We start from the raw sequence: 22,296 nt of genomic DNA, 5'->3' as shown, positions 1-22,296 counted from the left end.
TTTTTGTAGCGCTTACTAACAGTAATACCGTTAGAACTGCTACTTTTCCTCAGTCACTATATCTGGCTTACCATTTGGAGCAAGCCACTTAGCAAACCATCCTGATAGGTCATCCATCAGCGTATAGACAACTGGAATAACAACGAGGCTTAATAAGGTTGAGGTGACTAAACCTCCCAATACTGCTGCTGCCATCGGTCGACGGAAGGTCGGATCGGCATCACCCCAACCAAATACCAACGGCAACATACCAGCGCCCATCGCAATGGTAGTCATAATAATCGGACGCGCACGCTTACGACAAGCATCGATAATTGCCTCAAAACGTGCTAGACCGCGCCGCTGAGCAATCAGTGCATAATCGACCAAAAGAATAGAGTTTTTGGTCGCAATGCCCATCAACATAATAAAACCAATCATCGAGGGCATCGACAGGCTGCTATTGGTAATTACCAAGCCGACAAAGGCACCACCGATAGACAAGGGCAATGCCATGAGAATCGTAAATGGCTGCAAGATGCGTCCAAATAATAATATAAGTACGCCCAAAATACAGACCACGCCGACCGACATCGCAATCACAAAGCCGCTAAATAACTCGGCCATATTTTCTGCTTGTCCTTGATCAATAATAGTAATAGAGGCTGGCAGCTGTTGCATACTAGGTATGCTCTTGACCGCTTGTACCAAATCACCAAGCTCACCATTGGCAGGCTGAACAGTAATACTAATCGCCCGCTCACGATCAAGGCGACTGATTTGCGCAGGTCCAGTACCAAAGTCGAGCGTCGCAACTTCGCCAACACGCACGCCTTGTCCTGCTGGTAGCGCACTTGGTACATATAAGCCTTCGAGTTGGCTGACGTTTTGCTTAGCGATATCTGGCAAGCGCACGACAATTGGTATCTGCCGCGTATCTAAATTCAGCTTGGACAAACGTTGCTCATAGTCACCAACGGTCGCCACACGTAAGGTCGTGGCGATGTCTTGCGTCGTCACCCCTTTATCCGCCATTGCTAGCCTATTTGGCGTGACGGTCAACTCTTGGCGTGGCAGGCTGCGATCACTCGTGACAGCACCAGCACTTGGTAGCTCACGGATCTCTGACATCATCTGCTGTACGGTTTGCTCAAGCAGTTGCGGGTCGGTGCTGGTCAAAGAAAAATTATAACCTGTCTCACCACCACTCGATAACCCGACCGTAAAGCGCGCACCGGGTACTTCTGCCAATATAGTACTCATCTTACGCTCAATCTCTTGCTTAGAGCCGCGCTCTGCTCTTGGCGCAAGTACAATATCTAGACCTGCTATATTTTCTGCCTTGCCACCGCTAGAGTTTGAGTCCATTGTCGCCTGCGCCTCACCTACCGACGTAAAGATATTGGTCACTTCAGGCATGGCCAAGATACGCTCACTTGCCAGCGCGGCAACTCGTTCCGTGTCCGCTAACGCCACATCGGGTGTCAGCTCAATGGCCACCCGTGTTTGGTCAATATCATTATCAGGTATAAAAGAGGTGGGTAATAATTTTACCAAAGCCAATGAAGCCACAAACAATACTAAGGTAGCACCCATCGTCATCCAGCGATGATCTAGCGTCCATGAGACCACTTTAAGATACCAATCCATCAGCGCGCTCTGCTTTTCAACGTGCTTCTTTTCTGGTTTCAATATATATGCTGCCATCATCGGTGTGATAAGGCGCGCAACCATTAACGAGGCAAATATTGATAATGCCGCCGTCCAGCCAAACTGCCGGAAAAACTGCCCGACAATTCCGCCCATAAACGCAGTCGGTAAAAATACGGCAATCAGAGTAAAGGTAGTGGCGACCACCGCCAAGCCAATCTCGTCCGCTGCTTCCATTGCCGCTTCATAAGGCGTCTTACCCATACGTAAGTGACGAATAATATTTTCCACTTCTACAATGGCATCGTCGACCAGTACACCAATGACCAGCGACAATGCCAATAAGGAGATAATGTTAAGACTAAAACCAAACAGATACATACCCAAAAAAGTAGGTATGACGGACAATGGCAATGCCACAGCAGCCACAAAAGTCGCGCGGATATTGCGCAAAAATAAGAACACCACGACTACGGCAAGCAAACCACCTTCTATCAGCATTCGTAATGACGCTTGATAATCTTCAGCGACTGGCGTTGCTCGATCATAAACCTTTTCAATACTAATATTGCCTACATCTGCTGACAGCTTGGCAAGCTCAGCGTCAACCAGCTCCATGACTTCTACTTCACTGGCACCACGCGAGCGCGTAATATTGAATGCAACCACCGTTTGCCCATCGAGCTTGGCAATAGAGCTGGGATCAGCCGCGCCATCCGTAATTTGCGCCATACGCCCAAGCGCTTGAGTACCACCCGTAGGCACTGCAACTTGTAAGTGATTTAAATCGCTTGCGCGCTCAACAGCACCAAGTACACGAATGGTCTGCGTGGTTTTGCCGACTTCGGCTTCACCGCCTGAGCTGTCCTGCTGAATACCGGTGATTTGATTGGATAATTGTATGATAGAAAGCTTTAGACCACTCAAGGTAATAGGGTCAGCGGCAACCGTAATTTCACGCTGCAAACCGCCGATACGGCTGACAGTACTGACACCGGGTATATCAGATAAACGCTTAGTGACGGTATCATCGACGAACCAAGACAAGTCTTCTACATTCATGTTTTCAGCAGCGACAGAGTACGTGACGACTGGGAATCCTGATGTTGAGACTTTGGTAACGATAGGGTCATTGGCAGCGGCAGGCAAATCGCCACGTACCTCACCGACTGCCGAGCGCACATCATCAACCGCTTCTTGGATGTCTTTTTCTAAGACGAACTCAGCGACCATAGTAGCGGCGCCCGTCTGTAGCGTGGTACGAATGTGCTTGACGCCTTCAATACTGGTGAGCTTATTTTCCACCTTTTTTGCAATATCGTTTTCGAGCTGCGATGGCGCAGCGCCCGGCAAGGTCACCGTGACCACCACCGCTGGTAGGTCTATATCGGGAAACTGCTGCACCTTCATTTGCATAAAGCCATAGATACCGCCTAAAGTCAGCAGTACAAACAGCAAGATAGCCACTAATGGATTTTTAATCGAGTAGGCGGAAACATTTAAACTCATGAGCGCGCCTGCGTGTCTGTGCTAGTAGCCTGCTTACCAGTTTGACTCAGACCATCAACGACACGTACCAAGTCACCATTATTTAAAAAGCTTCCCCCTTGCTTTACAAGCCGGCTCTCTGCAGGCAAGGGTTCTGTGAGCGTAACATTATCGCCAAATCGCTCACCCAATGTCACGCGCTGTTGTTTGATACGGCCAATGTTATGACCGTTTTTACCGTCTTTAGTACTGATATTGGTCACTAGCATCACATAGTCATAGCCGTCATTGCTGACAATGGCGCTATTAGGAACCGTTTGAGCGCTGCTACTACCCAATAAAAACTCGCCCGTTTGATACATGCCTGCTCGTACTTTTGCGTTAGCAACGAGGCTAGCATAAATGGTAATTTGCCTATTATTATCAGCAGTTGGTGCAATGCGACTGACCTGCCCCATGACAGAATCGCCGCCCGGTAGGCTAACTTGCACTGGTGTGCCAACATTAACCTCACCAATCAGCTTAGGATCGATATCCGCACGCCATTCCAAAATGCCACCTTTGATAATAGTAAATAGTGGGTCTCCACCAGCAACCATACCAACTTCAGCCATTTTTTCACTAATAATACCGCTAACCGGTGCAACCACATTGGCATTATTGACACTCAAGCGCTGCGTACTCAGTCGAGCTTTAGATGCTTGTAGTGACGCCTGCGCTTGCAGTTTGGAAGTCCGATAGCGATCCGCTTCTTGTTTGCTAATGGCATCAATATCAATAAGTGGCAGGACGCGGGCGGCATCGGCAGTGGCATTGGCAAGCGTCGCTTCTGCTTCGGCAACATCTGCTTCTGCTTGCAAGACTTGCTGCTCCATCGCGTCGGTATCAAATACAGCCAGTATTTGACCAGCTTTAACACGCTGACCTTCTTCGACCAAGATCCGTTCAATCGCTACGCCGTTTACTTTGGCACTGACATTAGCGACATCTTTAGCATTGATGGTTCCGTCAGCACTGAGCGTATTACCAATATTATCTTGGCTTGGTAGCACTGTTTCGACCGATAATACAGCTTGCTCAATGCTAGCATCTTTTAGGTTAGCGCTATCGTTTTGCACATTGTTAGCAACGGGCGACTCATTGCTCGCTTCCTCATCATTGCCCCAGTACTTACCAACCAATACCCCAATAACGAGCACAATGGCCAATACTGGTAATAACCATAAAGGAAATTTTGATAATGGCTTATCTGATAAAGGCTTAGACGCTCGCGCATCAGATTGGCGGTATGGGGGTAGCTCAGATTCAACTGGCAGCTTGTTGTCTTCAACATCGCTCATGATAACTCTCTGTCAATACAGGCAATAATAAGGATATATAATATGAGGAAAATAATAGGTGAAAATAGGCTAGCATTACGTTAAACGAGCATCTTTATATGGTCAAAATGCTGTTTATGACTACAATAGTCTGTAAATTTATTGAGGATAGCATATATTAAGTTGTCATCTGATTTATATATATAGTGTCTGAGCTTCGTAAGTTCCATACTGACTCAATATCGGCAGATGTAAAAACGCTCCAAGCGAACATATTAAAAGTGATAAGCAATACATACTGCTTATTAATGAATTTGACAGGATAGAGATTCTTTTTGTAGATCGTAAGACAAAACGCACATTCCTAAGAATGTGCGCTATGTTTATCCTACTATTCTGTAGTTACTATAAATCTTCTATTAGAAACGATAGCCGACGCCAAGGAAAGTAATATAAGGATCGATATCGAGGTGAGCTTTCGATCGAATCAACTCTTCATTCTTATCATTTTTAACGGTGATGGTCGTATCGCTGTCCAGTTTTGCATAAGACAATGACCCGACTCCAAACCATCTATCATTGAAATCATAAGTAGCGCCAACAGTGACGATAGGTGCAAAAGCGCTTTCTGCCTCCACATCCACGTTCATCTCTCGATTGGATGGCACATTTTCTAGCGCAGCACCCGATTTGCCATCTTTGATATTCTGAATTTGATGTCCAGCTGCCTCTAAATCTTTACGAATACCCTCATTTAGCTCAATACCGTTAAAATAGGCATACATGACCCCAGCACCGACATAAGGGCGAAACTTATTGACCCCAGATTTGCCAAACTGATATTGCACCCCCGCTGCCGGTAGCCATGCGCGAGCCCTAGATGCCACGCCATCACCTTGTTCTAAATCGGTTATAAGCTGTTCTTTTTTAATTTTAAATTTTGGTAGTGCATATTCTCCTATTCCACCAGCTGTAACCTCACCAGATATAGGTGCATACACTTTCCCTTTACCCATAATATCTACTTTAGGAGGAAATCCGGCTTTGACTTCAATCGACCAGTTATCATTTAGATAATAGTTAAATAGCGAACCAAAAGTATCAACATCAGCAGACTCAAGACCCGTACCTGGACTGCTAAAATTCTCTAAACCGCCAAGCTTAACTTGACCTGATACATCACCTAGGGTAGTTCTAGACAAATCAGTTTCTTCACCTCTAAAGCTTACTACCCCTATAGCAGTTAGGCCTGTATTTACTTTAACTTTAGTGAGCTCACTTTGATCAGGATCAATAACCTCTCTGACAGTTTTTATTTTAACACTGCCGTTTTTAGCGACAGTACCATCTTTAATGGCTGTCGTATTTTCTAGAGGATTGGCCGTGCCTTGCGGAGAGGCATGCAACCAGCCAGCAGAGACCGAAAAGCGTTTGAAGCTACCATCGGTTTTAAAATAATCGAATGCAGCAAAAGCAGACTGGCTAAATAATAATGGTGTGGCGATAGCACAAACGAAGGTTAACGTCTTTTTCATGAAACATCCTTGTTAATAAATTCAGGTCGTTAATAAAAAGCATGAATGGCACAGTAGTCATCAGACAAAGCAGATAGATTGCCACTATGAAGTTAATCAAGTTCTCATCCTAACGTCCTGTTAGAATCGATAAAACGACTAGAAATACGCATATTTTAACCATATATCATTATGTAAAACGCGATATCCTAGCAAACGCATGGAAGACACTGTGCCAATCCATTATCGTAAACTGCCACACAAATAATCATAGTTCAATAATAACTCATGAACACATAAGTCAATATTAGTTCATTAAAATCAGAATACAGTGTTAATTATTGGTTGATAAATGATTTATAAAACCATAAAAAAGCCATTATTTTAAGAAAATAATGGCTTTTTTTATGGTAATCAGTAATAGAAAACAGGTTGAGTTAACTATCATTAAGCATTGGTATAACGACTTGCCTCTGGCATCCAACGATGAATCAGTTGGCTGACATCGGCTTTGCGTGCAGGATCTGCAATCAGATGCTTTGCCAAACGCTGGGCAATAGCAAATAACTGCTCATCCCGAATAAGGTCCGCCAAATAATAGCCGACATTACCTGTTTGACGCTTTCCTAATAACTCGCCCGGACCACGCAGCTCTAAATCTTTTTGCGCAATGACAAAACCATCAGTACTATCACGCAATACATTTAGACGTTCAGTACCTGTCTCCGACAACGGCTTCTGATACAACAGCACGCAATAGCTTTTTGTTGAACCACGCCCGACTCGCCCGCGTAATTGGTGCAATTGCGATAGACCCAATCGCTCTGCATTTTCAATGACCATCAGAGAAGCATTGGGCACATCAACACCCACTTCGATAACTGTGGTAGCTATTAACAAATCAAGTTGTCCTGCCTTAAACGCTTGCATAATGGCTTGTTTATCAGCGCCTTTCATTTTGCCATGCACCAAGCCAATACGAATATCCAAACGCTCGCTCAAATCTTCATAAGTCGCCTCAGCAGCTTGCGCATCGAGTACACTCGACTCTTCAACCAGTGAGCACACCCAATATGCCTGCCTGCCAGCTTCACAATTAACTGCAATACGTTCAATCACCTCATCACGGCGGTTGCGGTCAATTGTTACGGTAGTAATTGGTGTACGCCCTGGTGGTAGCTCATCGATAATAGAAGTGTCCATATCGCCATAAACACTCATTGCTAGCGTCCGCGGAATGGGCGTTGCAGTCATAATCAGCTGATGCGGTGTGCTACCAGCCACGCCTTTATTGGTCAACGCCATACGCTGCTCAACACCAAAGCGATGCTGTTCATCGATAATAACCAAACCCAATTTGGCAAATTGTACCTGCTCCTGAAAAAGCGCATGAGTACCAACGACTACTTGTACGGTATTCTCGCTCACCGCTTCTAACGCTTCGCGGCGCTGCTTAGCGGTTTGTTTACCAGCCAACCAACCGACACCAATACCTAACGGCTCAAACCAGTTTTTGAAATTAACCAAATGCTGTTCCGCTAAAATCTCCGTCGGTGCCATCACCGCCACCTGCCAACCACTATCTAATGCATAACCCGCCGCGCCTGCCGCGACTAAGGTTTTACCAGCGCCAACATCGCCTTGTACCAATCTGAGCATTGGTATTGAAGTCGCCATATCAGCGGTAATATTTCTCATAACTCTTTTCTGCGCACCCGTTAAATCAAATGGTAACGCACCAAATAATTTATCTGCCAATGGACTTTGGATAGCACATTTTGGCGCTTTATACTGATGCAATTGCTGACGGCGATATAATAAGCTGAGCTGATGTGCAGTCAACTCTTCAATAATGAGGCGTTGACAAGCAGCATGAGTACGAGCGCTTAATTGGGTTAATAATTTGTATTGTTGACCAGCATCAGTATAAGTAGGCGGCGTATGCAGCAATACCAACGCCTCAAATATGGTTAAATTATAGACATTATTGTTAGCCATATTTATAGCATCGGAACTGGTATTATTTTGACTATGATAAAAAGAGGGCTTCGTTCTATTGACGCTACTATTACTGCTATCACTACTACTAAAACCGTTGTCAGGCACACTACGCGCGAGGGTAGAAAAGATATCTTCTGGATAATCTGGCTCGGTTATCGGTATTTTAGCTGGTTCAAAAGGCACTAATGGCAAATCCGCAACGACTGAAAAATCCTCAGGCGTAAATAAAGTCATCGGCAAGCCCTGACTACGAACCGTTTGCAGTGCAAGCTTAATTAATGTACGCAGCTTATTTTGATGTAAACCTTTAACGCTTGGATAAACAGGCTGTAAACCCGTATTTACTACCGTCTCGTTACTGCTGATAATTTGATATTCAGGATGATGTATCTGCTTACCGTAGCGGCTCACTTTGACTTCACCGAATAATTGCAGATGGGTACCTAGACACATAGTTTGAGCAAGTCCACGATATACCTTAAAAAAGCGTAGAGATATCGTACCCGTGTCATCATCTACAATCACCGTCATGCCGCTGCGATTGGTATCGACATGCACGACGCGACCAGTAATCATGGCGGCTTGTCCATGAGCCACATCGCCTATTGACACCAAGCGACTACGATCTTCATAGTCGCGCGGCAGATGTAGTAGCAAATCAAAGATACGGGCAATGCCCAATTGCGTCAATTGCTCGGCCACTTTTGGTCCAACACCTGCCAGCGCCGTCACCGGCATATCAAGTGCCAAAACATCTAGTAAATGAGGTGTAGCAGGGTTAACCGATGTGGGCATCAAAAATCCTAACGATGTTAATATAAATTTTATAGGGTCAAGTGTCTTGTTCAAGAATTCATGCTAGCTTATAAGCTGTCTTATCATGTGATAATGATCAATATTGTGTAACGTGCCTAGCTATACCGCTAAATTATTATGCTAACTAATACCTTATGCTAAGCTATTTCGCCATACAACGTCTAGCTGATTTCTGCGTAACCTATTGATGAATACCCTACTACACCGCTATTTATTCCTCTATGATAATTTTTGATAAGGTTTTTTATGTCCTCTCATTCTATCTGCCACCCTTATTATCATTTTTTATTGACGCTTCGTCTGAGCCTCTTCGCTATATTCGCTATATTGATGAGTGCTTGCAATAGTTTGACGCCAGTCGCGCCAGCAGATACGTCAGTACCGAACAAACCTACGGTAGCTTTAGTATTAGGTGGTGGCGGTGCAAAAGGTTTCGCTCATGTAGGCGTGATTAAAGCATTAGAAGAGAACGGTATTAAACCGACACTGGTAGTAGGCACCAGTGTCGGGAGCTTAGTTGGTAGCTTATATGCCAGTGGTTATAATGCAAAGCAGCTTGAACACTTGGCACTGACCACCACTGATAGTGAATTGACAGACTTTACCTTATCTAACCAAGGTCTTATCGAAGGTATTAAGCTCAAAAACTTTATTAATGCAAAAGTACGAAAACAGGTTATAGAAGATTTTCCCATCTCCTTTGCCGCGGTTGCTGCTGAAAAAAATACGCTGAAAAAGACCGTCTTTACCACGGGTGATGTTGGGCTTGCGGTACAAGCATCCTGTAGTGTGCCTAATATCTTTATTGCACCGCGCATCCCTGAAAAAGTCGGCAAAAAATATATTGATGGTGGCGTGGTCAGCTTAGTGCCTGTGGATAGCGCCCGTGATTTGGGTGCCGATATTATCATCGCCATTGATGTGACTGCTGCTAACGCTAATACATCGACTGTCAATCAAAAACCGAACCTCAATTCATTAACCAGCTTTTGGGGCTTTCTTGAAAACAGTTTAATCGCCAATGCAGCCTATAACGCGAAAGCATCTCCGATTAATCATAGCGCTGCATCAATGCGTCATGAGCGTGAGCGTGCTGATATTGTGATTATGCCAAATGTTGGTCATATCAGCACGCTAGATACCAGCCAGCGTAGCGCTTTGATTGCTGCTGGCTCGCAAGCTACTACCGCCCAAATTTATGCCATTAAGCAACTTATTAACGAAAAATCCAAGAGTAAATATGCCACTCTTTAATTTATAGTGGAAAAGGATATATAAAAAATCCTGCTAACTACAGATATCAAAGATTGATGATAAAAAAAGCACCACAGTGATTGCTGCGGTGCTTTTTTGTTGAAGCAGATATCAAAGCATAAACTTATTTGACACGTGCCCGGTATTTCACTGCGACTGTATCATTAAGACCTACGCCTTCTAGATCCCAGCGTACGGCTTTATAGAATTTTAACGGAATTTCTTGCAACTGATTATCAACTTTTCCACGTAGCGGCATACGGGCAAAGGTATTGCCATCTGCACTACCATAAGGAAAATCAGGAGAAACAGCACGCAGCAATTCTACTTGTTCAGGAATACTCATCGTCACGGTCATTTTACGAACACGATCGGCATTGGTATTGGTAAAATAGCCTTGATACTCTAAAACATTACCTGACTGCAAACGCGTATTTGCATCCACAGGAACCAGTATTTCTTTACCATTGGCATCAACACTAATCAATGACGCTGTAATTCTACTGTTAACTGCTTGCGCATTTGACTGACTGTTTTGATTAAAGTTTGACTGAACCGCTACTGAATTATTAACGGCTTGTTCTGGTGTGGGCAACATCGCTGATGCTTGCGTGACAGCCATAACGCCAACGAGCGTACCAGCGACAACATGAAACAAACGGTGTCCAGTCCATGCACTGAATGGGTTCGCAAAATGGTTACTTTTCTTCATGACATTCATTATCCCTAGTTGATGTATCGGTAAAACAAAGCTGGTAAAAAAGGAGATGGTAAAAATTAGTAGTTTTAAAAATATAGGAGAATAAGCAATTTACCATCATATATGGTCATACTCAGTCATGTTAACTTTTAAACATTATTATTTTTATCAATTATCTGCGTAAGCCATCGGTAAAGCAATAGCGCTTAGCATAACAAAAAGCATTTATACGAACATTAACCCTGTGTTGATGTTGTGTATATCGTTAATCTGCTGTGAAGACTCTTTAACGCTACTGAAATAAAAGATAGCTCATAACGACGTTTTTTGCTATGGTAAATCTTTAGCGATCCTTTAGCGACAGGCATTCTCTGTCACGCCCTTTTTCTTATTCTAACGACTATTGCTCCCATTATGACTACTAGCGCCATGCCCCAGATTAACCCTGAATACGTCCATTGGTTCCGTAATTCTGCCCCCTATATCAATACCCATCGCGGCAAAACGTTCGTGATTATGTTTGGTGGTGAGGCGGTCAATCATCCAAATTTCAGCACACTGATTCATGACTTTGCTTTATTGCATAGCTTGGGTATCAAGCTGGTATTGGTGCATGGGGCGCGACCGCAAATCGAGAAAAACCTCAAAGATGCTGATATTGAATCGCCACTGCATCAAGATATTCGTGTGACACCTCGCGTCGCGATGCCTTCTATATTACAAGCGGTTGGTGCTATTCGCTTGCAGATTGAAGCACAGCTATCGATGGGGCTTGCCAACTCACCTATGTACGGCTCACGTATTGATGCAGTGTCGGGCAATTTTGTCACTGCGCGTCCTTATGGTATTCGCGATGGCGTTGATTACCAGATGACAGGCGAAGTACGCTCTATCGATGTTGAAGCCATCAAAAATAATCTACTACACGATCATATTGTAATTTTAGGCTCTATGGGCTATTCGGCAACTGGCGAAGTTTTCAACTTGCTCGCGGAAGATGTTGCTCTTAGTGCCGCCGTGGCGCTTGGTGCTGATAAGCTGATTTTCCTAGGCGAAGAAGCAGGTATCAATCACAATGATCGTTTGTTACGTGAGATGATTCCAAATGAGGTCGATCGCTTCTTACGTGACCGTGATCTAAACTGTGAGATTAATTACTTTTTGAGCTGTGCCAGCAATGCCTGTCGCCAAGGGGTTCATCGCACCCATATTATCTCTTATGCCAAAAACGGCGCACTACTTGAAGAGCTATTTACCCGTGATGGTTCTGGCACCTTAATTAGTCACGACCCTTACGAAGAGATTCGCCGCGCTGATGTCGATGACGTGGTAGGGCTGATAGAGCTATTATCGCCGTTAGAAGAGCAAGGTATCTTGGTCAGTCGCTCACGCGAACGCTTGGAGCAAGAGATTGATAATTATAGCGTCATCGAACGTGACGGCATGATTTTAGGTTGTGCAGCGCTTTATCCACTCGATACGGATTCAGCAGAAGTTGCCTGCGTCGCGGTACATCCAGAATATCGCAGCGGTAGCCGCGGCGCTGATTTACTGGCATTTTTGGAGCAACAAGCACGCAGCCATGGTCTACACAAGTTATTTGTATTGACCACTCGTACAGCACATTGGTTCGTTGAACAGGGGTTTGCTGAAGTTGAGGCAAGCGCCTTACCTGAAGTACGCCGCGAGAAGTATAATAACGGTCGCAATTCTAAAGTTTTCCAAAAGAACCTTTGAATAATGGCTCATTAACGTCGAAAGCTTAAGTGCTATTTCTTACGCAAAAAGAAGCCCTCTTACATTAAGAGGGCTTCTTTTTGCGTCTATTGTATCAATACTAAATTAGCATTAATTACTACTAATTACTTTACCTTTAATAGCTCAACGGTAAAGATTAGCGTGCTATTAGGCTCGATACCTGCGTTACCCGCTTCACCATAAGCGATATCAGAGGGGATATAAAACTCGTATTTACCGCCCTCTTTCATCAACTGTAGACCTTCAGTCCAACCAGCGATTACTTGATTTAGTGGGAATTCAATTGGTTCACCGCGCTCGTATGAGCTATCGAATACAGTACCGTCAATCAATTTACCTTCGTAGTTTACTTCAACCACGTCTGTAGCTTTTGGCGACTTGCCAGTACCTGCGGTCACTACTTTATATTGCAGACCTGAAGCAGTGGTTTTCACGCCAGCTTTTTTGCCATTCTCTACTAAGAATGCGGCGCCCTTAGTTTTGTTTGCACCCGCTTTAGATTCCATATCTTTCACAAACTTCGCTTCCTGTTCTTTTTGATAGGTCATTAACACTTCTTGCATTTGCTCTTCTGTCAATGCCGCTTTTTTGCCTTCATAGCCATCACGGAAACCTTTTTCAAACGTATCTAGGTGCAGATCCCCAACCGCTTCTTTATTCCCTTCTGCCATCATATAGCCCAAGCTATAGCCTACTTTTTCCTTGGCAGGGCTTTGTTCAGTCACTGAAACACTTTTAGTAGCGGTTTCTTTACTGCCATTATTTGCGCTACAGCCTGTGATTAATAACATAGCACTAGCAAGGGCACTGATGCTTAGGGTAGTGATTTTTTTCATAAAATGCTCTCAAATTGTAATAATAGTGGCGAGATGTCACATTTATCTATAATAGCAAATCTTAGTTTTGCCTGCTATGACTCACTTGAAATTATCGGTCAAATGTACAGTCTATGTTAATATTTACCGTAAAAATAACAACTTATCACACAAATATAGTAAGACGTTAAGCTTTCTATCTTTAAATTCATAATTACATAAGTTAAGCTAAATTGGTTAAGGAAAGAAATAACAAAAGATATGTCTTTTTAATAGTGACTACTGATTGTTAAGTATAAATTTCTTATAAAGAACTAAAATCAAGTTTACAAATAATTTTAATTAAAAATACTAATAAATAGGTGTGTGTTTGCCTCGGATGAAACGCTTGAATTAAAGTGATTTTCTTATCTTATAACAGACACATGATCATTAGAGGAGGACAGGATGAATCCAATGTTTACATCGTTCAACGGTTATCTGGGTGGCCCTATCGGCTCCATCATCGGCGCTATTCTTATTTTTATCATTGGTTGGCTTGTCGCCTTGGGCATTGCTGCTCTAGTACGCGGCGTGCTGTCTAAAATCAATCTCAATCAACGTATGAACTCTTCAACAGGTAAAAGCTATGACTTAGAAGGCATCATCTCTAAGATTGTTTTTTGGTTTATTTTCGTTATCGCTATTTCTGGCGCATTAAGTCAGTTAAACCTAAACTCTATATCAGCACCGTTTGCCAACATGGTAAACCAAGTACTCACCTTTATCCCTAATCTTATCGCTGCTATTGCAGTTGGTGTGATCGGTTGGGTTATTGCAACGGTTGCACGTACTGCCATCAATGCTGCACTTTCAAAAACCTCAATGGATGAGCGTTTAAGTGCAAAAGCTGGTGTAAAACCAATGAGCAGCACGATTGCTGACATGGTTTATTGGTTCATTCTATTAGTAGTATTGACCATGGTATTAGGCCAACTAGAGCTTGACGGTTTATTTGCTCCATTAACCAATATGGTTGATAAAATCTTCAGCTTTATCCCTAATATTCTGATTGCTGCTGTAGTATTCGTAGTAGGTTACATCATCGCCAAAGTGGTACGTGGCATCGTAACCAACCTTGTTTCTACTTTCGATGTCCAGAAGCTTGCAACCAAAGCTGGTTTAAGCGAACAGAATAGCTTACCCAACATTGCAGGTTCTTTAGCCTTTCTAGTAGTGATTATTCCAACAATCATTGCTGCTTTAAATGCCCTAAAAATTGATGTAATTGCTCGTCCTGCAACCAACATGTTAAACAAAATCATGGAAGCCTTGCCAAATATCTTTATGGCAATTGCTATCTTGGTTGTGACTTTTTATGTTGTACGTATGGTTGCAAACATCATCAAAGGCTTGCTTGAAAATACGCAAATCAATCAGTTACCTGCCAAAGTTGGTCTTCAACAGACCATGGGTGACAAAAAGGTTTCTGACTTAGTTGGCTATGCCATCGTATTTTTTGCCATGTTATTTGCCTCTATCGCTGCTGCTGACTTATTAGGTTTTGAGCCTATCTCAGCCATTATTGCAATGTTTATTGCTTTCGGTGCCAATATCATCCTAGGCGCAATCATCTTATTCATCGGTTTTTGGCTTGCCAATATCATCGCTGGTGTCGTTGAGCGCTCTGAACAAGGTTCACAGTTCTTAGCAAATATCGTGCGCGTTTTGATCATGGGCTTAGTACTTGCCATGGGTCTAAAAGCGATGGGTATTGCGGATTCTATCGTTAACCTAGCATTTGGTCTAACTTTAGGTGCAGTTGCAGTAGCATTTGCCCTATCGTTTGGTCTAGGTGGTCAAGAAGCAGCAGCACGTTTCTTACGCAAAATGCAGGATAAAATGGACAGAGAACGTGATGAAGCAAAAGCAAAATCTGCTTTGACACCAAGCTCATCGACTCAAGATAAGGTTGCTGCTTCAGTACGTGACAATACGCCAAGTACAGCTACTGATACGTTTGGTAGCAGCACAACCCAAGTAGATAATAATACCATCACACCTAATAACTTAAGCTCTACCGGTGATGTAAATTCTTCTACGGTTGATATCAATCATATTGCAACTGATGATAGTGATATCGATGGTCCTAATAATCTAAGATAATTTATCGTTATTGATTTATTTTATAAAAAAGACAGCTTAGGCTGTCTTTTTTTATGTTTGATAATAAGTAATTTTAGTCAGTATTATTAGGGCGAGATGCACTTGGAATATTTAAGCGTCTTTATGATAGATGATTAGAATCAGCTTTTTTCTTATTATCTTCGGTAATTTCACTAGCGTTACTCTGATTATTTTGCTGTAACTGCTGAACCTTTTTAGTCAGTTGGCGCTCGCGCTGGGTCATGGGATTAACTGGCTGAATCCATAAATCAATATCCATAAAAGCATCTTCAGCCTCTATTATAAAATCTATACCCAATACAATCACATGATGTAGTTCTGCCATTGGTAATCGTGTCGCCACATCTAAAGCAATTTTCGCTAAATTTGGGCATATAGCCGACTTACTATGCTTTCCTTCTGCATCTTGTCCATAAAATATTAGTACATAATGCCGCCCCAAACACTCGTAAGAATGTTGGTGAACGACATAGCCTTGTTGCTGCAACTGCTGCGCTTGCTTGGGATGCTTATATAAAGTGCGAATTAACTCATGACGCGAAAACAATGACTCATCTAATATCTGCTGTTGCCAATGAGAAAAATCTGCCTCACTAGACTTCTCCGATGATTCTTTTTGCTTAAACGCAGCAGGATTTTTATAAACTGTTTCTAACATCTGCATGCTAAGTTGTGACCATAAGACAGTGGCTTGCGCCATATGCTGTTGATACATCTGCTTAGTTGGGCTATTGGTTTTTTGCGCCAGCGACATCGCTATCAATGCCGAGTTAGGCTCATTTTGCAAACCATATTTTATCAATGCATTATCTATCGTAATTGCAGGTGCAAAGAAGTCGGCAACATTTAGAAATCCAGTAATAATATCGTTTTCGGAATTTGTTATATGATCTTTATTATCCTGCTGTGAATGCCCTAAACGATAGTATAAAAATCGCCATAGCTCGCAAGGTATCTGTAATTTATTTAAATGAATATGCCAGTCATGCCAGCCAAATGCTTGTAATGGCTGAATAGATGCACTTGTATCAACGGGCGAACCCTCTACTAAATCACTGTCCGTAAAACTATGGGCTAGACGTTGAACAGGATTTTTTTTGCAGGATTTATTATGAACATCATGTTCATTATCAATATCATTTTGACGTTGGATATCCAAAACCAAGACATCAATACTACGTAACTGGCTGTCTATAGATCTTGATATATGAGTCTTGCGCCATATATTTACAGCATTAAAAGCTGTCCTACCTAGTGCCTCAATATCAGCTGGCAGCATGTCAGTAGGCAAATATATCACCAACTCTACTAAGTTAAGTTCGCCCAGTGGTAGCTGGTACTGAGAATATTGCGCTTGATAGTTACTCTCTACCACTGGCATATCCGGTAAGATAATCTTTAAGATATCTGTTCGTAAATAACAAGCCATTTCATGCATAAGATAGCTTCCATCAGACATTACCATCGTCGAATCACTGGGCACAGTCACCACCTTTTTGTCTGAAAAAAATACGCTATTATAAGCGGCGCAATTGGTTTGCAGCGGATAAATGCAACTGCTACTCCAAGACTATTGGATAAAAAATAAACTACATAATAGCAATTATACATGGTCGCTTTCAGCACAGTGTCTTGTTATGATGATATAAAAGCGGTATTACTCGCGTATTGAAGAATCAATTAATACGCATGCTACTTTACAATATAATTAGCCCATTTATGTATCAAATAACTCTCTGATGATAACAAGGACTTGCCCATCATGAAACGCTTTAAAGAGAAAACAGTCGTCGTAACAGGTGCCGACTCACATATCGGTCGTGCAACTGCCATTCGTTTTGCGAATGAAGGTGCTAATGTCATACTCGTCGGACGCTCGACCGATACATTAAATCAAATCACTGAAGGGTTTCCACAAGACCGTACATGGATTCATACCGACAACTTTTTAACCATTGCTTGTGACATTGGTGTTGAGAGCCAAGTACAAGAGATGATAAAAAGAGTCATCGATAAGTTTGAAACAATCGATATATTGGTGAATAACGCAGCACAAACGACGCAAGGCAGAAATAGTGGGTTATCTACTGAACAGAAGAGTCCAGCTGTTGATGACTATTTAAGTGAAACCTTGTATGTCTGTCAGACGGCGATGCCTTACTTAATACAGAGTAAAGGTAGTATCATTAACGTTCCTTCATTTGCAGCTTGTAGTAGCGATCAGAGTGCAGCAACTTATGATGCTGCCACCTCAGGTATTACTGATTTGACCCGTACGTTGGCTTCGGCACACAGCGCAGACGGCGTGCGCGTTAATGCAGTAAATCCAAGCGTCACTCAGTCTGATATATCAGATGCGATTCAAAACACCGATATTCAAAATACTGATATAACAGATCTTCAAGCAAATATAGATGAATCATCAGATAATAGTCCATTAGGACGCTGTGCCACACCAAACGATATTGCCGCGGTGATTACTTTCTTAGCAAGCGATGATGCTGCCATGATTACTGGTACCAATTTGCCCGTCGATGGCGGTGTAAGCACTTCTAACCGTCAGTTACCTTTATAAGAAGTTTACTTATAAGCAACTTTATAAAGCCTTAATGTGTAAGGGCTCAAGATTAATAAGCGCAAACAAAAAACCCCTGATACTCCATATCAGGGGTTTTTTATAAATATAATCAGCTACTGCTTAAAAAACTACTCCGCTGATTTATTAACGTCCTGTAGCGGCTGCGATAAACGCTCAGGATGTCTTGGAATTACACCTTGATATTGAGCATATATTTTTGGCAAATCGGCTTCGATATCTCCGGTAGGATAGACCAAAGGCATAAAGCGTATCTCTTTGGTATTGTAATCCAGCGCCACTGGCAAGATTGGCACACCGGCACCCACTGCTAAATAATAAAAGCCTGACTTCCAATTTTTGGTGTACTGACGCGTACCTTCTGGCGACAACCCCAAAAACAATGGCTCACCTGTTTTAAATTTATCAATACTCGCTTGTAATACGGAGCCTTTATTACGGCGATCAATCGGAACAATACCTATCCAATGCAGTAATTGTGCAAGGACCGGCACCTTAAATAAGGTGTGTTTGCCCATAATACTGATTTTCAAATCGAGCGCAAACAAACTGGGTATCGCATATACACCATCGATATTTGATGTATGCGGAAGCGCTAGCACCACCGCCTGTGAAATATTTGCTATCTCACCAACGGTGCGCCAGCCTGCCGCTTTTAACAATGCAGACGCAATCACTGGCGCAATCTTGTTGCCGCGTCTAGGAACCAAATTCCCAAGCTGTTTTTTATTGAGACTTGGTAATATTTTAGAGCGTGGCGGCTTAGCACTGTTAGCATTAGAGCGATTAAATAGTTTTGATGTCATAACGGCACCATGTAGTAGAAGATATCCATATAATACCATTAAGCTGGTATCACTAATCTGGATTTTACATGCTTTTGTTATGTTATAGCTTACTCAATCATGACTATAAATAATGCTAAGCGTCCTAAAAATAGCTATGAGATATCAGCTAGATTACCTTTATCTTCTAGCCATATCTTACGATCAGCAGCACGCTTTTTGGCTAGCAGCATATCCATCACACTGTTGGTTAGTACCATGTCATCCATATCCAACTGAACCAGACGTCGAGTATCACGGTTCATGGTTGTTTCACGCAACTGCTCTGCACTCATCTCACCCAAGCCTTTAAAACGTGTGATTTGGGCTTTTTTATTGCCCGGTACATTGGCTAAAATATGCTGAAGCTCGGTCTCATCTAACGCATAATGCACTTCTTTAGCCACATCGACGCGATAGAGTGGCGGCATTGCGACAAATAAATGACCAGCATCGACTAAGGCAGGAAAGTGCTTCACGAATAGCGCACAGATCAAGGTAGCAATATGCAGTCCATCAGAATCGGCATCCGCTAAGATGCATACCTTGTCATAACGTAGCTCAGATAAATCGTCAGATGCCGGATCAACGCCAATAGCAATCGCAATATCATGAATTTCTTGACTTGAGAGCACTGTATCAGATGATACCTCCCAGGTATTTAAAATCTTACCACGTAGAGGGAGTATCGCCTGATAATGACGATCACGTGCTTGCTTCGCACTACCACCCGCAGAATCACCTTCTACCAAAAACAGCTCAGCCCCATCACGCAAATCACCGCGGCAATCTGCCAACTTACCGGGCAATGCAGGTCCCTGAGTGATTTTCTTACGGGCGACTTTTTTAGCAGATTTTAAACGACGCCCTGCTTTATTAATCGCCAGTTCAGCGATTTGCGTACCCATGTCTGCATGCTGGTTTAACCATAGGCTAAAGGCATCTTTTGCCAATGTCTGTACAGCGCCTGCAGCCTCGCGACTAGACAAGCGCTCTTTGGTCTGTCCAGAAAACTGTGGCTCAGAGAACTTCAGAGACAGAATATAGTTCACCCCGTCCCAGACATCTTCTGCGGTTAGCTTCACACTACGTGGTAGCAAATTATGAATATCGCAGAACTCACGCAATGCTTCTAAGATACCCGTGCGTAGTCCATTGACGTGAGTACCGCCCTGAGCTGTCGGAATCAGGTTCACATAGCTTTCTTGAATCGGCGTCCCACCATCAGGCAACCAAGACAAGGCAAAGGTAATGGCAGCTCGTTCGCCCGCTTTCGCATCGTAATTATAATAAAACGGTGCTTCAGGCAATGTCTCAAGACCATCTAATTGTTCGTTTAAATACTCGACCACCCCATCGGTAAACTGCCAAACCACCTTTTCATCATTAATGTCATCAGTGAATTCAATCGTCAGTCCAGCTGCCAAAACCGCTTTGGCTTTCAAATTATGCTTGAGATGCTTTACATTGAATTTTGGCGTATCAAAAAAGCTACCATCTGCCCAAAAGCGTACCCTAGTACCACGTTTGCGCTTATTTGAGCTGACCGCTTCGGTCAACAGCGTGACTGGTGCGCCGTTTTCAAACGCCATATCAAACTGTGTGCTATCACGCCATACCGTAACCTCAACACGCGTTGATAGCGCATTGACGACAGAGATACCCACGCCATGCAAACCACCTGACACCTCATAATTGGAGGTCGAAAACTTCCCTCCTGCATGTAAGCGGGTCAAAATCAGCTCAATACCTGATTGGTTAAATTCAGGATGAATATCCGTTGGCATACCGCGTCCATCATCTTCGACAGACAACGACCCATCACTATGCAATTGAACCTTGATAGTTTTGGCGTAACCACCCAATGCCTCATCGACGGAGTTATCAATAACTTCTTGCGCCAAATGATTTGGGCGCGTGGTATCGGTATACATACCGGGACGACGACGTACTGGCTCAAGACCTTCTAAAACTTCTAACGATTGCGCATTATATTGACTCACAAATGCATCCTTAACTGTTCGCGTGCGTTTAATTCTATTAAACCATTATAACGAAAAATAGCGACATTAACGTTAACAGTCCATCGCTTACGTCATATAATGTCGTCTGTTTAGACCCGTCCTAAATCTTGTAGAATATCTATCACCATTGGCAACTGTTTATCGAAGTCACTAAACCTATGATCGCCACCTGCTTGCACCGTTACCGATGCGCCCTGACTCCGATAAAAAGCTTTAGACAATTCAGAATTTAACAGCTCATCGCCTTTTTTCAGTAGCAAAGCAACTTTATCGGGATAATTTACTGCTAAAAGTTGATGGTCTGCAAACCATTGTAAATCTGAGGGAGTAATATTCCAGCCGCCCGCCGTCGTATGCAGGACTTTATTATTAGGTAACCCATCACTGCTATCTCGATTTGATATCGATGTATTATAAAAACGCTGTAGGGTGATATGAGGCTGAGTGCTAGGGTTTAGCAATAGTGCAGGGCAACCTGTATGATTGCTTACCAAGGTGGAAAAATAGCCCCCTAACGAGCTGCCAATCAGTACGGTTTTATTATCTTTTTTCAGCTCAGTGACCAAATCAGTTAAATAACTAAAGACTTGTTCAGGTGACTGGTTTAGATCAGGACGATATACTTTAATGTCAGAATGGTTTTTTTGGCAATAGCTTTCTAATAATATGCCTTTGGTCGAGTTGGCATCACTGTCCAGTCCATGGATATAAATCAGGTTCACGTATCATCTCCTTTGTTAATTTTGTTATGATTATCTTATATAGGCTAGTGAAGCTAAGCATAGCACCCGATAGACAAAAATAATAACAATAAAACGGCACACTATTAGACAGCATTTGCGACATAAGAATATTGTTATAGTGATTGTATGCAGGTCAAAGGAATGACGGTAATAGCAATGGAGTCGCCATGAACCAACAGTTTGAGCTGTTTGAGATTGCCAATCCATGTATTGGTGTCTGTCAAAGCAACAAAAAAGGCTATTGCTTTGGTTGCCTGCGCAGTCGAACGGAACGCCAACGATGGCATAATATGACCACAGAGCAACAACGCGAAGTGCTGAGGCTTATCACAGGACGTAAACAACGTATAGAACAAATGAGACAGCGTAAAGATGAACAGTTAGGATTTGATTTTGAAGACACAGTAGAAGCGGGTAAGCTTTTCTAAAAAGCTTATGATAAAACCCCACTATCCAATAAACGCAACCCTTTCCAAAACCGCACACGAAAGAAAACCCCCCAACGAATTAACGTTGGGGGGTTTATCTAGGAATAGAGAGCTGACGATGACCTACTCTCACATGGGCGAACCACACTACCATTGGCGCGACGATGTTTCACTTCTGAGTTCGGGAAGGGATCAGGTGGTTCCATCGTGCTATTGTCGTC

Annotated in this window: 15 protein-coding genes and 1 rRNA gene; 5 read left to right on the top strand and 11 right to left on the bottom strand. The window is 43.0% G+C overall.

All coding sequences use genetic code 11. The features are described 5' to 3' along the window. Positions 1 to 39: 39 nt before the first annotated feature. The 4 genes from JMX75_RS07395 to recG form a co-directional block, all read right to left on the bottom strand. Complete coding sequence (locus JMX75_RS07395) at positions 40 to 3,138, bottom strand: efflux RND transporter permease subunit (protein ID WP_201531851.1); 3,099 nt, start codon at positions 3,136 to 3,138, stop codon at positions 40 to 42. After that, positions 3,135 to 4,457 (bottom strand): efflux RND transporter periplasmic adaptor subunit, encoded by a 1,323-nt coding sequence (locus JMX75_RS07390; RefSeq protein WP_201531849.1) that lies wholly within the window; start codon positions 4,455 to 4,457, stop codon positions 3,135 to 3,137. The genes JMX75_RS07395 and JMX75_RS07390 overlap by 4 nt, the downstream gene beginning before the upstream one ends. Positions 4,458 to 4,855: 398 nt before the next feature. Next, complete coding sequence (locus tag JMX75_RS07385) at positions 4,856 to 5,971, bottom strand: OmpW/AlkL family protein (protein ID WP_201531847.1); 1,116 nt, start codon at positions 5,969 to 5,971, stop codon at positions 4,856 to 4,858. A gap of 426 nt (positions 5,972 to 6,397) precedes the next feature. Then, complete coding sequence (recG, locus tag JMX75_RS07380; protein ID WP_201531845.1) at positions 6,398 to 8,746, bottom strand: ATP-dependent DNA helicase RecG; 2,349 nt, start codon at positions 8,744 to 8,746, stop codon at positions 6,398 to 6,400. 267 nt (positions 8,747 to 9,013) lie between these two features. Here recG and JMX75_RS07375 point away from each other — a divergent pair, with 267 nt between their 5' ends. Beyond that, a complete protein-coding gene (locus tag JMX75_RS07375; RefSeq protein ID WP_201531843.1) occupies positions 9,014 to 10,021 on the top strand; it encodes a patatin-like phospholipase family protein in 1,008 nt (335 codons plus the stop codon). Between the two features lie 124 nt (positions 10,022 to 10,145). On the opposite strand, the gene JMX75_RS07370 is transcribed toward JMX75_RS07375, so the two are convergent. Further along, complete coding sequence (locus tag JMX75_RS07370; RefSeq protein ID WP_011514709.1) at positions 10,146 to 10,733, bottom strand: hypothetical protein; 588 nt, start codon at positions 10,731 to 10,733, stop codon at positions 10,146 to 10,148. 402 nt (positions 10,734 to 11,135) lie between these two features. On the opposite strand from JMX75_RS07370, the gene argA reads away from it, so the two are divergent. Beyond that, the gene (gene argA / locus JMX75_RS07365; protein WP_020444499.1) at positions 11,136 to 12,458 is read left to right on the top strand and encodes an amino-acid N-acetyltransferase; all 1,323 of its coding nucleotides are present in this window, start codon (positions 11,136 to 11,138) and stop codon (positions 12,456 to 12,458) included. 125 nt (positions 12,459 to 12,583) lie between these two features. Here the strand turns inward: argA and JMX75_RS07360 are convergent, their stop codons facing one another. Next, entirely contained in the window at positions 12,584 to 13,315 is a 732-nt protein-coding gene (locus JMX75_RS07360; protein ID WP_149409678.1) for an FKBP-type peptidyl-prolyl cis-trans isomerase, read from the bottom strand. Positions 13,316 to 13,741: 426 nt separating this feature from the next. Between JMX75_RS07360 and JMX75_RS07355 the strand changes: the two genes are divergently transcribed. Further along, positions 13,742 to 15,439, top strand: coding sequence for a mechanosensitive ion channel (locus tag JMX75_RS07355; protein WP_201531841.1), 1,698 nt, complete (start codon positions 13,742 to 13,744; stop codon positions 15,437 to 15,439). Positions 15,440 to 15,560: 121 nt separating this feature from the next. On the opposite strand, the gene JMX75_RS07350 is transcribed toward JMX75_RS07355, so the two are convergent. Beyond that, complete coding sequence (locus tag JMX75_RS07350; RefSeq protein ID WP_227673061.1) at positions 15,561 to 16,943, bottom strand: hypothetical protein; 1,383 nt, start codon at positions 16,941 to 16,943, stop codon at positions 15,561 to 15,563. A gap of 279 nt (positions 16,944 to 17,222) precedes the next feature. On the opposite strand from JMX75_RS07350, the gene JMX75_RS07345 reads away from it, so the two are divergent. Next, positions 17,223 to 18,035: an SDR family NAD(P)-dependent oxidoreductase gene (locus JMX75_RS07345; protein WP_020444503.1), complete on the top strand. Its 813-nt coding sequence runs from the start codon at positions 17,223 to 17,225 to the stop codon at positions 18,033 to 18,035. Between the two features lie 131 nt (positions 18,036 to 18,166). Here JMX75_RS07345 and JMX75_RS07340 read toward each other — a convergent pair whose 3' ends face one another. The 3 genes from JMX75_RS07340 to JMX75_RS07330 all read right to left on the bottom strand — a co-directional run bounded on the left by JMX75_RS07340 (position 18,167) and on the right by JMX75_RS07330 (position 21,626). Next, on the bottom strand, positions 18,167 to 18,862 hold the full coding sequence (locus tag JMX75_RS07340) for a lysophospholipid acyltransferase family protein (protein ID WP_227673060.1): 696 nt from the start codon (positions 18,860 to 18,862) through the stop codon (positions 18,167 to 18,169). A 134-nt stretch (positions 18,863 to 18,996) separates the two neighbouring features. Further along, complete coding sequence (parE, locus tag JMX75_RS07335) at positions 18,997 to 20,883, bottom strand: DNA topoisomerase IV subunit B (RefSeq protein WP_201531837.1); 1,887 nt, start codon at positions 20,881 to 20,883, stop codon at positions 18,997 to 18,999. Between the two features lie 110 nt (positions 20,884 to 20,993). Continuing rightward, entirely contained in the window at positions 20,994 to 21,626 is a 633-nt protein-coding gene (locus tag JMX75_RS07330) for a YqiA/YcfP family alpha/beta fold hydrolase (protein ID WP_201531836.1), read from the bottom strand. A gap of 188 nt (positions 21,627 to 21,814) precedes the next feature. Between JMX75_RS07330 and JMX75_RS07325 the strand changes: the two genes are divergently transcribed. After that, positions 21,815 to 22,075, top strand: a complete 261-nt coding sequence (locus JMX75_RS07325; RefSeq protein WP_201531834.1) for a DUF1289 domain-containing protein — start codon at positions 21,815 to 21,817, stop codon at positions 22,073 to 22,075. Positions 22,076 to 22,185: 110 nt separating this feature from the next. Here the strand turns inward: JMX75_RS07325 and rrf are convergent. Beyond that, positions 22,186 to 22,296, bottom strand: a 5S ribosomal RNA gene (gene rrf, locus JMX75_RS07320); the annotation flags it as partial.

The sequence above is a fragment of the Psychrobacter sp. LFX-11D genome (assembly GCF_904846475.1).
Lineage (GTDB): Bacteria > Pseudomonadota > Gammaproteobacteria > Pseudomonadales > Moraxellaceae > Psychrobacter > Psychrobacter cryohalolentis.
The sequence above is the reverse complement of the archived record's forward strand: the minus strand, read 5'-3'. Positions and strand labels throughout refer to the sequence as shown.